The following is a 15,983-nucleotide window of genomic DNA, read 5'->3' on the forward strand; positions in this document are numbered from 1 at the left end:
TACTCGTGAAGAAAAAACTCAAATTCGCCCTTATTTTATTTCGAAACGTATTGATTATTTTCTTTCTAATGGAAATTGGATTGGGGATTTTTTATCATTTTTATGACAAAAGCGGCATTGACGAAAATACCGAACGCATTATTGCTTCAGGAATTTATGAAGGTACTGATTTGAGTGATGACGATATTAAAACGATTCATCGTGAATTGCGCCAACAAGACATGATTTGGGAACCGTATTTGCATTATCGCTTTCAACCGATGAATGGAAAGTTCAACACGATTTACAAAAACGGACGCAGAAAAACCAGCAATCCAAGCTTGAAAGATTCTGCCACCGCGCTAAAAATATTTTGCTTTGGCGGTTCTACGATGTACAGTTCGGGTGCTCGCGACGAATACACAATTCCGTCAGAATTGTCCAAATTAATTCATCAAACCTTTCCCAATCAGAATGTGGAAGTTACCAATTTTGGGTGTCACGGCTACACACGCGCTTCAGAAAACATTCAGCTACAGCGAGAATTGATTCAAAATAATATTCCAGACATCGTGATTTTTTATGATGGCGTCAACGAAGTGATTTCGGCACATCAAAATAATGAAGCGGGAACACCAACGAATGCTTACAATCGAAAAAAAGAATTTAAAATTGCGCACAGTTACAAAAAACGCATCAAATTGATGATAACTACAAGCAATTTGTACCGATTTATCACTACGATGCAACGCAAAATATTTTCAGGTTCCGCGTACAAGCAATTAAGTGCTAGAGGAGACTCATTGGCAATTGATATTGCCAAAAATTATGTGGGTTTTGTGAAGCTTTCCAAAAGTCTGGAAAACGAATATGGTTTTAAAGTATTTAACTTTTTACAACCAAATATTTACTCCAAGAAAACCTTGTCAGAAGCGGAAAAAAATTATTTCCAACAGCAACAATATTACGAAAACCTATACACGCTTTCGTATGAAAATGTCCGAAAAGATGCTGTATTCATCAACGATGACACGTTTATAGATATTAGCGATGCGTTTGACAATACTGAGAAAACTATTTATTTTGACTTTTGCCATACAGGCGAACGCGGCAATCAATTAGTCGCTGGGCGAATGTTTACGTATTTGCAACCGTTACTGGCAACGAAAGAAAAGGATACTGTAACAAACGCCGTTATCAATCAACTAACAGAAATCAATCAATAATCACGATAAAAACATGGAACAACTTTTAACTTTAGACAGTCTTTTCACCTTATTTATGCTTGTGTTGCTGCAAGCCGTTTTAGGATTTGACAATTTATTATACATTTCCTTAGAATCACAAAAAGCGCCAAAAGACAAGCAATCGTACGTTCGAAAAATGGGCGTTGGCTTGGCAATTATTTTGCGAATTGTGTTGTTGTTTGTATTGTTGGAATTGATTAAATATTTCCAAAATCCGTTTTTGTCCATGCACAGCAATACTTTTATAGAATTTGATCTTAATGGACACAGTTTGATTGTGTTGGCAGGAGGAATTTTTATCATTTACACCGCCGTTAAAGAAATTTGGCACATGATGCTCATGAAAGAACACGCCAAAATAGAAGGTAAGGAAAGTAAGAAATCGGTTAAAAGTGTCATTATTTGGATTGTGATTATGAACTTGGTGTTTTCGTTCGATTCTATTTTAAGTGCGATGGCATTAACGAGCGATATGGACGCTACACCTCAATTAGTTTTAATGACGATTGCCATTATTTTGGGTGGATTGTTAATGATTGTGATGGCAGATAAAGTATCGAACTTCTTGCAGAAGAACAAAATGTATGAAGTGCTCGGATTGTTCATTTTATTTATTGTGGGAATCATGTTGTTGACCGAAGGCGGACATTTGGCACACATCGAATTATTCGGCAATAAAATCACGCCAATGAGCAAAACTACCTTCTACTTTGTCATTATTACCTTAGTCATTATTGATATTGTTCAAGGTCGTTACCAGAAAAATCTCTTAGCAAAGAAAGAAGCGCAAGACCGTAAGGAGTGAGGATTTTTGATTTTTGATTTTTAATTTTTTCTTACTCTTATGGGAAGTTGAATGATACTTAATCTAGTTCAGCACTTGAGTTCAACTTGACGGTTTGAAAATACTTTGATACGTCATTGCGAGAATTTCATCGAAATTCGTGGCAATCTGTTTCTTTCAAAAGCATACTTGAACTATGAAGCAAACAGACTACCGCGTCGCTGTGCTTCTCGTAGTGACGTTGCTCTTTAATTAAAGCGGCAATTCCGACTGTAAAAAATCGCTCAACACTGTATTTCCTTCATAGTTAATATGCGGATCATTGGCGAAGTACAAACGATTATCATTCGTATCGTTCACTTGAAAAACTGACAACGGATTTAGTTGTTTTACGTTTTTGTATTGCTGTAAATCTTGTGTTGCTTTTGCGAAAAATGGATAATCGGATTGTTGTATAGCAACTTCATCTTCAAACCTAGCGCCTATTTCGTTTAGATTATTTCGATAATATGAATTGACTTGCGAACAATGCGGAATCCAAACCAAATACACTGGAATGTCTTCAGGAATCGTTTCTAAAAATTCGTGCATTTCGGCTAACCATGTTTCGTATCGGGAAGCAAAAGGTGCTTTAAGCATCAACGTATTGTTAAAATAGCTCGCATCAAAATTTAAAAAACGTTTGGTGCGTTCATCATAATATTCTGGGCGAAATTCATCCGTTGCCATCGTGTAACTTCTACTAGTAACGCGCGGACTAAAAGCAGCAAGTTTGTGGTTTAGATACGAAAGGCTCAAAAAATAATCAGAAATTCCCCAATAGAGATTTCTCATCAACGAAAATTGTTTCCAACTCCACAAATGATCAACATCGGTTAAATCGTTTCCTACATATATTTGATAGATAATGGCCTTTGGCTTGTGCTTTTTGATTTTTGAACGCGCAAAAGTGTTTACTTGCCGAATGCCAATGCCAGGAACGCTCACATTTACAAACGTCTTTTCAGGATTGTATTCGCGCAACTTATCTATATAATTGATTTCTTTTGCTGTAGCTGAAAACGAATCGCCAAACACTAAAAAATCTACGGAAGTCGCTGTCAAATCTGCTTCGCTATTCAAATGCGCGGTTTCGGCTTTGTAAAAATCGATGATGGAATACCGATAGAGTACTTCAAACAACAACAAACTCAACACGAGAATGATACAAGCATTAAGAACAATCTTCTTTATTTTTGGCAACAATTTCATCGGTTACAATTTGACCAAAGATAGGTTTAAAATCAAATTTTGAATAATTTTTTATCAATTTGAAACCCAACTCGACGACAAAATGATTTTTTCATTCACATAAAACACGAAAAACAAAACCTTTTACATTCTGAAAATAAAAAGTAAGCTAATGAAAACCAATACTTTTAACTATTTCAAGGATTCTTTCAAATGAGTTTGTTATCTACAGAATAAATCTTACCTTTGCGGACTCTTTTAAAGAGATAGGAATGTTTAATTATTAAAAAAATTAGTGTGGATACATTAAGCTACAAAACAATTTCAGCAAACAAAGCTACTGCAGATAAGCAATGGGTTTTAGTAGATGCTGAAGGACAGACGCTAGGGCGTATGGCTTCTAAGGTAGCAAAATTACTTAGAGGTAAGTACAAGCCTAGCTTTACACCACATGCTGATTGCGGAGATAATGTAATTATTATCAATGCTGAAAAAATCAACTTAACTGGAAACAAGTGGGCAGACAAAACATATGTTCGTCATACAGGATATCCAGGTGGTCAAAGAACACTTTCTGCTACGGAACTTTTTTCAAAAGATCCTGCAAAATTAGTAGAGAAATCAGTAAAAGGAATGTTGCCAAAAAACAAATTAGGTAGCGCATTATTCCGTAACCTTAAAGTGTATGCTGGCGCTGAGCACGGACAAGAAGCTCAAAAACCAACTACTATTAACTTAAATGATTTAAAGTAACATGGAAGTGATTCACAAAATTGGTCGTAGAAAGACCGCTGTTGCTCGTGTTTACGTAAAGCCAGGTTCTGGAAACATTACCGTAAACAAAAAAGCATTTGAAACGTATTTTCCAACTCCAACATTACAGTACAAAGTAAAACAACCATTCGCGTTGACTGAAACTGTTGACACGTATGATGTAAACGTAAATGTTTATGGTGGTGGATCTACAGGACAAGCTGAAGCTGTTCGTTTGGCAATCTCTAGAGTTTTATGTGAGATTGATGCTGAAAACAGATTGGTATTAAAACCAGAAGGATTGTTAACAAGAGATCCTAGAATGGTTGAACGTAAGAAATTTGGACAGAAGAAAGCTCGTAAGAAGTTCCAATTCTCGAAACGTTAATTTTTGGTCGTTTTTCAAAAAAACGTACTGTTCATTTATTATTGAAATTAAAATCATGTTGTCGTTGTTTCACTTTCAGAGTGAAATTTAGTTTAGCATCTAAATAGGTAAGACCGATTTGTACAGATTGCTACTTAGCTATTGCTAATTCAACGGAACGTAAACTATTTACAAAAATGGCAAATAACATAGAAGTAAAAGACTTACTTGAAGCAGGTGTACACTTTGGACACTTGACAAGAAAATGGGATCCAAACATGGCGCCGTATATCTACATGGAGCGCAATGGAATCCACATTATCAATTTATACAAAACAGCTGCTAAAATTGAAGAAGCAAACGAAGCTTTAAAGAAAATTGCAGCTTCAGGTAGAAAAATATTATTCGTAGCTACCAAAAAACAAGCAAAAGACATCGTTGCTGAAAAAGCAGGGAAAGCTAACATGCCGTACATCACTGAAAGATGGCCAGGTGGAATGTTAACTAACTTTGTAACGATTAGAAAAGCCGTTAAAAAAATGGCTTCAATTGATAGAATGAAGAAAGATGGAACGTTCATGACTTTATCTAAGAAAGAACGTTTACAAGTAGATCGTTTAAGAGCAAAATTAGAGAAAAACTTAGGTTCTATCTCTGATATGACACGTCTTCCAGGTGCATTGTTCGTTGTAGACATCAAGCGTGAGCATATCGCGATTAAAGAAGCTCAAAAATTAAACATTCCAATTTTTGCAATGGTTGATACTAACTCAGACCCAAGAGAGGTTGATTATGTAATTCCTGCAAATGATGACGCTTCAAAATCAATCGAGAATATCTTAACACACGTTACAGATGCTGTAATCGAAGGATTATCTGATAGAAAAGCTGAAAAAGAAGCTAAGAAAGCTGAAAAAGAATCGACTGCTCCAAAGGCAGAAGCTCCAGCGAAAGCGGAAACTCCAGCAAAAGAAGAAGAAACAAAATAATTATTATTTAACGTTGATACGTTCATTCTCCTAAGAAAGATAAGTAGCTTTGCTGCTCGTTTTGAAAATGATGAATGAACGTACTAACATTAAAACAAACAATAAAATGGCAAAAATTACAGCCGCAGAAGTAGGTAAATTAAGAAAAGCTACCGGTGCAGGAATGATGGACTGCAAAAAAGCATTAGTAGAAGCAGAAGGTGACTTCGATAAAGCAATTGAAATCCTTCGTAAAAAAGGACAAAAAGTTGCTGCAAAAAGAGCAGATCGCGAGTCGTCTGAAGGTGTTGCTGCTGCAAAAGTAAATGCAGACAATACTGCTGGTGTCGTAATCGTTTTAGGATGTGAAACAGATTTCGTTGGTAAAAACGAAAGTTTTGTTGCCTTAGCAAAAGATTTCGCTGATTTAGCAATCAACTACAACTCTAAAGAAGAGTTCTTAGCTGCTGACTTTGGAGGTATTACTGTTGCTGATAAGTTAACTGAGCAAACAGGTGTTATTGGTGAGAAAATTGACATCAACGGTTTCGAAAAATTGGAAGCTCCGTATGTTGGTTCGTACGTTCACATTAACAAAATTGCTGCTGTTGTTGGTTTATCTGCTAACGTTGACAATGCTGAAGAGTTGGCAAAAGACTTAGCTATGCAAGTGGCTTCTATGGGAGCAACTACATTATCTTACAAAGATTTTGACCCTGCGTTTGTAGCCTCTGAAACAGAAGCTAGAATTGCGGCAATTGAAAAAGATAACGAAGAATTAGCACGTTTAGGAAAAACGTTGAAAAATGTTCCTCAGTACATTTCTATGTCTCAATTGACAGACGAAGTAATGGCAAAAGCAGAAGAAGAAGCAAAAGCACAATTGGCTGCTGAAGGAAAACCAGAAAAAATTTGGGATAGAATTTTACCAGGAAAAATGGAAAGATTCATCTCTGATAACACAACTTTAGACAAAGAGCAGTGTTTATTAGACCAAGATTTTATCAAAGACGATAAGAAAACTGTTGCACAATACGTTTCAACTTTTGGAGACGTTGAAGTAACAGGATTCAAACGTGTATCTTTAGGATAAGCAATATACGCTTCGGCGTTTTTATATAGCAAAAAGGATTGTCACTATTGACAATCCTTTTTTTTATTTTTCTAGTAACAACCACAGCTTTCAGCTTCATAAGTTCGAAAGCCACAAAATGCACCAATGGTTTCACCGCAAGCATAACCACCTTGAGTTTCACAATTCATAGTATCTTCGCAATCACCAAGTTCAGTGTCTTGGTTACACATAGCTATAAAAGTTTCTTCATATCCGCCTTTAAGACTTTTAAAATTAGAAATTGCTATCTTATTAAGTTGTAATGTTGTAAGATTCTTTTTTTTCATGGTAAATGATTTAAAATTAATTCATTAAATTAATGAAAAATATTACAAATATCCTAAAAGAAGAATTCCCCTTTAACGTTAACTTTTTTAGTTTAAAAACATCCCACAACAAAAAAAGTTGCCACATGGACAACTCTTTTTTTTCTTTTTCATAACTGCAATTTTTACAACTGTTGCTTTGTAAGCAATATTTTAATTCAATAGTTTCACTACTGAAATGACCTGTTGCATCAATAGTACTAAGCGGGAGAACAATTGGCATTGCCAAGCGATGCAACACCAACACTTTATTTAAGACTGTTTCAGTATAATACCAACTAACAAAAACATATACTTTATAAAGATGCTTAATGCACTATGTTTAACTGCTTTACAAAGATATTTAGGATACGCTTGCAAATATGTTAACGATGTCTTAATAAAATTTCAATTTCAATTAAAAGAAGTTATGTCTACTATAAGAGCTTTTTATGTGTAATGTTTTTATGTTGTCAAAATTTTATCTGAACGAAAAATAAAAAAACTCCATTTTCGCTTTTCAAAACATTTTTGTAGACTTCATTATTTGCTATATTTGCAAAACTCATCACAGAACACAATGCAATACAAAAGAATTTTACTAAAACTATCGGGCGAAGCGCTCATGGGCGAAAGACAATACGGAATAGACCCAAAACGTTTAGCCGAATATGCTGAAGAAATAAAAAAAGTTGTTGACTTAGGAATTGAAGTTGCCATTGTTATTGGTGGTGGAAATATCTTTAGAGGTGTTGCCGGTGCAAGTAATGGTATGGATCGCGTACAAGGCGACCACATGGGAATGTTAGCCACGGTAATTAACGGACTTGCATTGCAAAGCGCTTTGGAAGATGCTGGCATTTACACACGTTTAATGACCGCACTCGAAATTAAAGAAGTTGCAGAACCCTACATCAAGCGAAAAGCCATTCGTCACCTTGAAAAAGGGCGTGTTGTCATTTTTGGTGCAGGAACAGGAAATCCGTATTTCACAACCGATTCTGCCGCTGTATTACGCGCTATTGAAGTGAATGCAGATGTCATTTTAAAAGGAACACGTGTCGACGGAATTTACAACGAAGACCCAGAAAAAAATACAAAAGCCATCAAATTTGATCACATTTCTTTTGATGAAGTATTGAAAAAAGGTCTCAAAGTAATGGACACTACAGCCTTTACACTAAGCCAAGAAAACGAATTGCCAATTATTGTGTTTGACATGAATACCAAAGGAAATTTACTCAAAGTAGTTTCTGGAGAAAACATTGGCACAAAAGTGAATTTGTAATTTAAAACTGGCGTAGTTTTTGATTTTATTCGATCGAAATAAAAAAAATTAATATAAATTAGTATGATGTAACGTTAAATTGCATGAAATTAATTAAAAGATAATTATGAACGAAGACGTTAAATTTATAATAGACACCACAAAAGAATCCATGGACAGTGCCATAATGCACTTAAATAAACAATTATTAGGAATCAGAGCAGGAAAAGCTTCTCCAGCCATGCTATCAAGTGTGATGGTTGAATATTACGGCTCACAAACACCTTTGGCGCAAGTTGCCAACGTAAACAGTACCGATGCGCGTACCATTACTATTCAACCATGGGAAAAAAGCATGATTTCTGAAATTGAAAAAGGAATCTTAGTAGCAAATCTCGGATTCAACCCAATGAACAATGGAGAATCTGTTATCATCAATGTGCCACCACTTACAGAAGAACGTCGTAAGGAATTGGCAAAACAATCCAAAGCAGAAGCAGAAGACGCTAAAGTTGGTGTCAGAAATGCTCGCCAAGATGCTAATAAGGAAATCAAAAAGCTAGACATTTCTGACGATTTAAAAAACAATGCCGAAATTGATATTCAAACATTGACAGACAAATATGTAAAGAAGATTGACGAAATTTACGCCATAAAAGAAAAAGAAATCATGACGGTGTAAAAAACGTTAAACTTATAATAAACTAAGAATAAAGCGACCTGAGGTCGCTTTATTTTTTGTAACATTATACTTCCTTTTTCGTTATATTTAAAATACGTAATGAAGGTGGATTGTACGTTCAAGATTGATAGTTACATACAAAGGTTTCGACCAATTTTCAACTGACCATTAAAACATACCCTACTAGATGAAAAAATCAGTATTGATTTTTATTGTATTGCTCACTTCTTTTGCTGCCGTTGCACAACAAAGAATTTCAGGAATTGTCATTGACAAAACTTCCAAAGCATCGCTGCCATTTGCGAATATTTCTATCTCAAAAACAAAAGGAACCATCACTGATGCAGAAGGGAAATTTAATCTTGTATTAGATGATGACGTTATGTCCATTAAAATTTCCTATATAGGCTACAAAACCGCTGTGATTCCTATTTCGAAAAATACCAACTATCTAAAAGTACAATTGCAACCTTCGCAAGAAGCATTGGACGCTGTAGTACTGTACAACAAAGAAAATCCTGCATTGCAAATCATGCGTGATGCGATTGATAGAAAGAAAGAAAATGATCCTGAGCGCAAACTGAATTCGTTCAAATTAACAGCGTACAACAAACTATTGGTCACAGCGAATCCAGATTCTATCAACGGGCAAATTGATTCTGTTTTCACCAAAAAAGACGGCAAACTCATCTTCAAAGAAGTCGATTCAACCAATTATAGTTTTAAAAAAGATATCACGCGAAGTCATATTTACATGACGGAAAAAGTCAGCGAAATTTCGTTTACAGACTCCAAAGGAAAACGCGAAAAAATTCTAGCTACACGCATGGCAGGATTTAAAGAACCGATTTATGAACTTTTGGGCATTAAAATTCAGTCGTTTTCCTTCTACAACAACAAATATGAACTTTTTGGAACGGCGTATGCGGGACCGATGGCGGGAAATGCACTTTCCAAATACAAATACAAAATTTTAGATACGGTGAGCAATAACAATCGTGAATCGTATATGATTTATTACAGTCCCCAAAAAAAAGAAGAAACTTCGGGACTCGAAGGAATTTTGTATATCGACCGTGAGTCGTACGCGCTTCAAAAAGGAATTGCAGAAATAAAAGGTGTGATTGACATCAAAGCCGTTCAAAACTTTGACTATAACGAAACTTTTCAAGTATGGTTTCCAACCGATAAAGAAATTCAAATTCGAAAAGGTAAAACCGACGAACCTGTGACGATTTTTGGAACTTCCGTTCGTGTATCGCGCAGCACACAACAAGACAGCATCAAAACAGTAAATACCAATAAGCAAGATGTGAGCGACTTTGTTTATTTAATTTCTAAAACGAAAAACTTTGATTTATCGCTCAACAAACCTGTGACCATTCGTGGACGCGGTTTGGAAATTGAAATTGAAGACCAAGCACATAACCGAGATGAAGCGTATTGGAATCAATTCCGAACAGATAGCATTACCAAACGCGGAAAGGAAACCTATTTTGTGTTGGACAGTATTATTGAGAAAGACGATGTAGAAAAAGATATTTACCTAGCGCGAAAACTCATCAGAGGATATTACCCGACAAAATATGTCGATTTGGATTTGCGCTACTTGATAAAATACAACAACTACGAAGCCTTTCGTTTGGGACTTGGTGGCGTTACCAATGCGAATTTTTCTACCAAATACCGCATCAATGCGTATGGAGTGTATGGAACGCGCGATCAAGATTTTAAATTTGGCGTGGGCGCTGCAGCGCGATTGGACAAACGAACACAAACGTGGTTTGGCATGTCGTACACGGACGATTTGGTGGAAACTGGAAGTTCGCGATTTATTACAGATAGACGCGCTTTTTCGTTGTTTGAACCGCGATTATTCAACATTGATTTGTTCTATGAAACACGACGACTCACAGCCAATATCGAACACCAAATTACGGCGAAAACACATGCGAACTTGATGCTTTCTAAAAGCAATATAGAATCAACCTACGATTACGGATTTGTCAATAATGGTGAAATTTTCAACTCGTACGAAATCACGGAAGCTACCTTTTCGGTGCAATGGAATCCATTTAGTGAGTACATGCAAACACGTCACGGTCGAAGTGAAATAAAGCGCGGATTTCCACAATTTGCATTTCAGGCAACGCAAAGTTTTGATGGCTTTTTAGGAGGCGATTTCAATTATACAAAATTTGATGCGCGTATAGCGTATGAAATTAGTCCTCTCAACAAAGGTGTAACTTCGTTTTTGATAAAAGGTGGATTAGGTTTGGGCGATATTCCAATTTCGCACTTGTACCACACTTCGCCAAACAATCCAAACAAAGACGTGCTTTTACAGCGTTTTTCCATTGCTGGAAGAAACAGTTTCGAAACCATGTATTTCAACGAATTTTTCTCTGACAAATACGCGATGTTTCAGGTAAAACATCAATTCAAACCATTTAAAATAGGTAAAAGTTTTCGCCCAGAATTGATATTAATTTCACGATTTGCCATTGGTGATGCAGACAATATTGAACGTCATTTAGGACAACAATTCAATTCGTTACAACACGGTTTTTCAGAATCTGGTTTTGAAATCAATCAGCTATTTGCTGGTTTCGGTTTGAGTTTTATGTATCGTTACGGTGCATATCACCTACCAAAGTTTGAAGATAACCTCTCATTTAAATTCACGTATTATTTTAGTTTAGGATTCTAGCGGACTTCAATCGTTTTTCCTAAATTTGCACGAGCAAAAACGGAACAATGATTAAATGGATAAATACGCGCTTCTGGGCAAGTGTCGCACGACTGATTCTTCGCAATAGAATAATCATTTTGACACTTGTGGTAGGAATGACGATATTTTTAGGATATCAATGGAAAAACATGCGTTTCTCCTATACGGAAGCGAATTTATTGCCTGACAATCACCCTGTTAACAACGAATACAACAAATTCCTTGGTATTTTTGGGGAAGAAGGCAACTTAATCATTCTTGCCGTAAAAGACAGCTCACTATTTACTCCAGAAAAATTCAATGCATGGAATCGCCTTAGCAAGCGTTTTTATGCGAAATCGGAAGTAAGTGCGGTGATTTCGACAGACAATCTTAAAAAACTCATTAAAGACGACGAAAATCAACGCTTTGATTTGGAAGATTTGGTCAAAGGAAAAATCAAAACCCAAGAAGAAGCCGAAGCCATTCGCGATGAACTTTTTCAAAATTTACCGTTCTATAAAAGCTTGCTGTTTAACGAAGAAGGAACCATCCGTACAGCCGTTTATTTAGATAAAGAAATTGTAAATACCGCCACGCGAAAAGATTTTATCTACAGTGAAGTTTTACCAATTATAGAAGAGTTTGAAGCCGAAACTGGCATGGATTTGCGCGTGTCGGGAATGCCATACATTCGCACACTCAACTCGCAAAACATTGTCGACGAAATTGGTTTGTTTATTGGTGCTGCCTTGCTCATTACCAGTTTAATTTTCTTTTTCTTCTTCCGCTCATTTCGCGCTACATTTATTTCGATGATCGTCGTAATTATTGGTGTAATGTGGTCGTTTGGCGTGATTGGTTTGTTGAATTATGAAATCACCGTATTAACAGCCTTGATTCCGCCACTAATCATCGTGATTGGAATTCCGAATTGTATCTTCTTTATCAACAAATATCAGCAAGAAGTCAAAAAACATGGAAATCAGGCAAAATCGTTGCAACGTGTAATTTCTAAAATTGGAAATGCTACGTTGATGACCAATATGACAACTGCGGCTGGTTTTGCGACGTTTATCATCACGGAAAGTAAACTTTTAAAAGAGTTCGGAATTGTAGCATCAATCAACATCATTGCGATTTTTATTTTGTCATTGTTGATTATTCCAATCATATACAGTTTCATGGCATTGCCAAAAAAGAAGCACTTGCATCACTTAAATAAACGTTGGATTGGTGCTTTTGTGTCTTGGATGGAAAAAATGGTGCGTCATCACCGATTTGCCGTATATGCTGTTTCGGTAGCGCTACTCGTAGTCAGTATTATTGGAATTTATCAAATTCGAATTTCAGGAAGTTTGATTGAAGATATGCCACAACGCGCAGATTTCTTTAAGGATATTCGCTTTTTTGAAGAAGAGTTTGACGGCATCATGCCGTTGGAAATTTTGATTGACACTAAAAATAAAAACGGTGTAACCAAACTTCCTACACTCAAACGCATGGAAAGATTGGAAGAGTTAATTGAAGAAACGCCAGAGTTGTCGCAGCCCATGTCTATTGTAAGTTTGGCAAAATATTCGCGTCAAGCGTATTTCGGTGGATTGGCAAAAAACTACTCCTTGCCTACTTCCAATGAAAATTACTGGATTTCCTCATTTGCCGCGAAATCAAAATCGGAAGCCAATTTATTAGCAAGTTTTGTAGATTCTACGGGAAGATATGCACGTATTACAACGTTTATGAAAGATATCGGCACCGACCGAATGGAGCGTATCGAAGAAAATTTACAAAATAAAATAAACAACACGTTCCCAGAAAAAAAATACGACGTTACCATGACAGGAAAAGCGTTAGTTTTCCTCAAAGGAACCAAATACTTGGTGAATAACTTAATCATGTCGCTATCGTTAGCAATCTTCTTGATTTCGTTGTTTATGGCGTATTTATTTCGCTCGTTTCGCATGATTTTAATTTCGTTAGTACCCAACTTACTTCCGCTATTAATTACGGCTGGAATGATGGGCTTTTTAGGCGTTCCTATCAAACCATCGACGATTTTGGTATTTAGCATCGCATTTGGAATTTCGGTAGACGACACGATTCACTTTTTGGCAAAATACCGCCAAGAATTACAAAGCAATCACTGGCGCATTCGAAAATCCGTATATGCCGCTTTACGCGAAACTGGTGTGAGTATGTTTTATACATCTATCGTATTGTTCTTCGGGTTTTCGGTATTTATGATTTCCAGCTTTGGTGGAACGGTTGCTTTGGGCGGATTGGTTTCTGCAACCTTACTCTTTGCCATGTTGGCAAACTTGCTGTTATTACCTTCTCTATTGCTTTCGCTAGAACGTAGCATTGCCAACAAACGTGTATTAAAAGAGCCTAACTTTAGAATTTTACCGGAAAAACCAAACAGAAAACTTTCAGACTTGGTACGTAGAAAAAATAGAAATAATAAATCTTAACGGATACTAAACATGTTATGTTGTAAGAAAAAAGATGGTATCTTTGCAAAACAGCTATAAAAAATAAAGCCTGAAGCTGTTGGTACAGCATTCAGACTCTATTCGGTTCCCCCAAACCTACCTTAATTTTCTTAATCATTGAAGACAAATTAAGATTACAATTGATTAATAGCCATGACAAATATATGTCAACATGTTGCTTTCAGACAAGGGGAAAAATCCCCTTTTTGGTAGGTAATACCCTTTAATTTATAGGTATTTCTACGCTTTGTGGAATTCTCGCAACATAAAAACATAGTCTTCTCACAAAATCTACGTGCATTTCGTATCAATTTTACACACTAAGTTTTTAATCTGTTCAATCTATTTTTAGGAATTCTCATCAAATTGATTTCATTAAGAATCATATCTATTCGCATCAAAAAATTATTGTAGCCTATTTCATAAGTTTTCACTAATAAACTATATTTGTCGCCTAAAATATTAGAGAGATGAAATCATACACAGTCGCTGAGTTACTAAGCTCAGAAACATTACTACAAGAAGTTACTGTAAAAGGTTGGGTACGAACATTTAGAGCAAATCGTTTTATTGCTTTAAATGATGGATCAACCATCAATAATATTCAATGTGTGGTTGATTTTGAAAATACAAACGAAGAAACACTAAAACGCATTGGTACAGGCGCTGCTATTGCTGTAAAAGGTGAATTGATTGAAAGTCAAGGAAAAGGACAAAAAGTAGAAATTCAAGTTACTGATATCGAAATATTAGGTGATGCTGATCCGGAAGAAGTATCGGAAACCGTAATGCAACCTAAAAGACATACGTTAGAATTTTTACGTAAACAAGCACACTTGCGTACGCGTACAAATACTTTTAGCGCGGTAATGCGTTTGCGTTCGTCGTTATCGTTTGCCATTCACAAATATTTTAATGAGAATGGTTTCTACTACATGCACGCACCAATTATTACAGGAAGTGATGCAGAAGGTGCCGGAGAAATGTTTCGCGTGACCACACTCGATGCTAAAAATCCACCGTTGGATGACGATGGAAATGTTGACTATTCAAAAGATTTCTTTGGAAAGGAAACGAATTTAACAGTTTCTGGACAGTTGGAAGCGGAAACCTACGCAATGTCTTTAGGAAAAGTATATACATTTGGACCAACATTTAGAGCCGAAAACTCAAATACATCACGTCATTTGGCAGAATTTTGGATGATTGAACCCGAAGTTGCTTTTATGGATTTGGCTGGAAATATGGACTTAGCAGAAGATTTTATGAAATCGGTGTTGAGTTATGTGTTAGAACACAATGCGGATGATTTGGCGTTTTTAGAAAACCGTTTGATTCAAGAAGACAAATCAAAACCACAAGCAGAACGCAGTGAAATGACCTTAACAGAGAAGTTGCGTTTTGTGATTGATAACAACTTTAAGCGTGTAAGCTATACAGAAGCGATTGATATTTTACGCAATTCAAAACCGAATAAAAAGAAAAAATTCAAATACATCATCAACGAATGGGGCGCAGATTTACAAAGTGAACACGAACGTTTCTTGGTAGAAAAGCATTTCAAATGTCCGGTGATTTTATTTGATTATCCAGCAAATATCAAAGCGTTTTACATGCGTTTGAACGAAGATGAAAAAACGGTTCGCGCTATGGACATTTTATTCCCAGGCATTGGAGAAATTGTCGGCGGTTCGCAACGTGAAGAGCGCTTAGACGTATTAAAGGAGAAAATGGCTGCTTTAGACATTCCTGAAGAGGAATTGTGGTGGTATTTAGAACTTCGCAAATACGGAACAGCAGTACATTCAGGTTTCGGACTCGGATTTGAGCGTTTGGTAATGTTTGTGACAGGAATGAGCAACATTAGAGATGTAATTCCATACCCAAGAACTCCACAAAACGCAGAGTTTTAAATTTTAAAAAATAAATTCTATAACCAAGCAGTCATTTATTTTGAATGACTGCTTTTTTATTTCTTCTTGAAAAAACATCTTACAATTTCTTTCCAAAGACAGGAATTCGTTTGCTAATTTTTGATGCGTAATATACTTTACCATCGAAGTTTGTTATATTTGTGTAACA

13 protein-coding genes are annotated in these 15,983 nt (G+C 36.0%); 11 read left to right on the forward strand and 2 right to left on the reverse strand.

The annotated features are described in order from the left end of the window. Positions 1 to 5 precede the first annotated feature (5 nt). Positions 6 to 1,205 carry an SGNH/GDSL hydrolase family protein gene (locus C8N46_RS02520; RefSeq protein WP_146169703.1) on the forward strand — a complete coding sequence of 400 codons (1,200 nt, stop codon included), beginning with the start codon at positions 6 to 8 and terminating at the stop codon, positions 1,203 to 1,205. A 13-nt stretch (positions 1,206 to 1,218) separates the two neighbouring features. After that, positions 1,219 to 2,031, forward strand: coding sequence for a TerC family protein (locus C8N46_RS02525; RefSeq protein WP_108113271.1), 813 nt, complete (start codon positions 1,219 to 1,221; stop codon positions 2,029 to 2,031). 231 nt (positions 2,032 to 2,262) lie between these two features. Here the strand turns inward: C8N46_RS02525 and C8N46_RS02530 are convergent, their stop codons facing one another. Further along, on the reverse strand, positions 2,263 to 3,261 hold the full coding sequence (locus C8N46_RS02530) for an SGNH/GDSL hydrolase family protein (protein WP_146169704.1): 999 nt from the start codon (positions 3,259 to 3,261) through the stop codon (positions 2,263 to 2,265). A gap of 276 nt (positions 3,262 to 3,537) precedes the next feature. Here C8N46_RS02530 and rplM point away from each other — a divergent pair, with 276 nt between their 5' ends. From rplM to tsf, 4 genes are all read left to right on the forward strand, one after another. Beyond that, on the forward strand, positions 3,538 to 3,993 hold the full coding sequence (gene rplM, locus C8N46_RS02535) for a 50S ribosomal protein L13 (protein WP_108113273.1): 456 nt from the start codon (positions 3,538 to 3,540) through the stop codon (positions 3,991 to 3,993). A 1-nt stretch (position 3,994) separates the two neighbouring features. Then, positions 3,995 to 4,381, forward strand: a complete 387-nt coding sequence (gene rpsI / locus C8N46_RS02540; protein ID WP_108113274.1) for a 30S ribosomal protein S9 — start codon at positions 3,995 to 3,997, stop codon at positions 4,379 to 4,381. Between the two features lie 176 nt (positions 4,382 to 4,557). Then, on the forward strand, positions 4,558 to 5,349 hold the full coding sequence (rpsB, locus tag C8N46_RS02545; RefSeq protein ID WP_108113275.1) for a 30S ribosomal protein S2: 792 nt from the start codon (positions 4,558 to 4,560) through the stop codon (positions 5,347 to 5,349). 106 nt (positions 5,350 to 5,455) lie between these two features. Beyond that, entirely contained in the window at positions 5,456 to 6,421 is a 966-nt protein-coding gene (gene tsf, locus C8N46_RS02550) for a translation elongation factor Ts (protein WP_108113590.1), read from the forward strand. A 71-nt stretch (positions 6,422 to 6,492) separates the two neighbouring features. On the opposite strand, the gene C8N46_RS02555 is transcribed toward tsf, so the two are convergent. Beyond that, positions 6,493 to 6,729 carry a hypothetical protein gene (locus C8N46_RS02555; protein ID WP_108113276.1) on the reverse strand — a complete coding sequence of 79 codons (237 nt, stop codon included), beginning with the start codon at positions 6,727 to 6,729 and terminating at the stop codon, positions 6,493 to 6,495. Positions 6,730 to 7,327: 598 nt separating this feature from the next. Here C8N46_RS02555 and pyrH point away from each other — a divergent pair. From pyrH to asnS, 5 genes are all read left to right on the forward strand, one after another. After that, positions 7,328 to 8,035: a UMP kinase gene (gene pyrH, locus C8N46_RS02565; RefSeq protein ID WP_108113278.1), complete on the forward strand. Its 708-nt coding sequence runs from the start codon at positions 7,328 to 7,330 to the stop codon at positions 8,033 to 8,035. Between the two features lie 106 nt (positions 8,036 to 8,141). Further along, a complete protein-coding gene (gene frr, locus C8N46_RS02570) occupies positions 8,142 to 8,696 on the forward strand; it encodes a ribosome recycling factor (RefSeq protein ID WP_108113279.1) in 555 nt (184 codons plus the stop codon). Between the two features lie 187 nt (positions 8,697 to 8,883). Next, complete coding sequence (locus C8N46_RS02575) at positions 8,884 to 11,406, forward strand: DUF5686 and carboxypeptidase-like regulatory domain-containing protein (RefSeq protein WP_108113280.1); 2,523 nt, start codon at positions 8,884 to 8,886, stop codon at positions 11,404 to 11,406. A 47-nt stretch (positions 11,407 to 11,453) separates the two neighbouring features. Then, positions 11,454 to 13,880 carry an efflux RND transporter permease subunit gene (locus C8N46_RS02580; protein ID WP_108113281.1) on the forward strand — a complete coding sequence of 809 codons (2,427 nt, stop codon included), beginning with the start codon at positions 11,454 to 11,456 and terminating at the stop codon, positions 13,878 to 13,880. Between the two features lie 491 nt (positions 13,881 to 14,371). Continuing rightward, positions 14,372 to 15,814, forward strand: coding sequence for an asparagine--tRNA ligase (asnS, locus tag C8N46_RS02585; protein ID WP_108113282.1), 1,443 nt, complete (start codon positions 14,372 to 14,374; stop codon positions 15,812 to 15,814). Positions 15,815 to 15,983: the final 169 nt, after the last annotated feature.

The organism is Kordia periserrulae (assembly GCF_003054265.1).
In the GTDB taxonomy this organism is placed as follows: domain Bacteria; phylum Bacteroidota; class Bacteroidia; order Flavobacteriales; family Flavobacteriaceae; genus Kordia; species Kordia periserrulae.

What these genes read in the sequence shown, in the direction of transcription:
- C8N46_RS02525 (WP_108113271.1), top strand. Translation starts at nt 1,219, where the DNA reads ATGGAACAACTTTTAACTTTAGACAGTCTTTTCACCTTATTTATGCTT.
- C8N46_RS02530 (WP_146169704.1), bottom strand. Translation starts at nt 3,261, where the DNA reads ATGAAATTGTTGCCAAAAATAAAGAAGATTGTTCTTAATGCTTGTATC.
- rpsI (WP_108113274.1), top strand. Translation starts at nt 3,995, where the DNA reads ATGGAAGTGATTCACAAAATTGGTCGTAGAAAGACCGCTGTTGCTCGT.
- rpsB (WP_108113275.1), top strand. Translation starts at nt 4,558, where the DNA reads ATGGCAAATAACATAGAAGTAAAAGACTTACTTGAAGCAGGTGTACAC.
- tsf (WP_108113590.1), top strand. Translation starts at nt 5,456, where the DNA reads ATGGCAAAAATTACAGCCGCAGAAGTAGGTAAATTAAGAAAAGCTACC.
- C8N46_RS02555 (WP_108113276.1), bottom strand. Translation starts at nt 6,729, where the DNA reads ATGAAAAAAAAGAATCTTACAACATTACAACTTAATAAGATAGCAATT.
- pyrH (WP_108113278.1), top strand. Translation starts at nt 7,328, where the DNA reads ATGCAATACAAAAGAATTTTACTAAAACTATCGGGCGAAGCGCTCATG.
- frr (WP_108113279.1), top strand. Translation starts at nt 8,142, where the DNA reads ATGAACGAAGACGTTAAATTTATAATAGACACCACAAAAGAATCCATG.
- C8N46_RS02575 (WP_108113280.1), top strand. Translation starts at nt 8,884, where the DNA reads ATGAAAAAATCAGTATTGATTTTTATTGTATTGCTCACTTCTTTTGCT.
- C8N46_RS02580 (WP_108113281.1), top strand. Translation starts at nt 11,454, where the DNA reads ATGATTAAATGGATAAATACGCGCTTCTGGGCAAGTGTCGCACGACTG.
- asnS (WP_108113282.1), top strand. Translation starts at nt 14,372, where the DNA reads ATGAAATCATACACAGTCGCTGAGTTACTAAGCTCAGAAACATTACTA.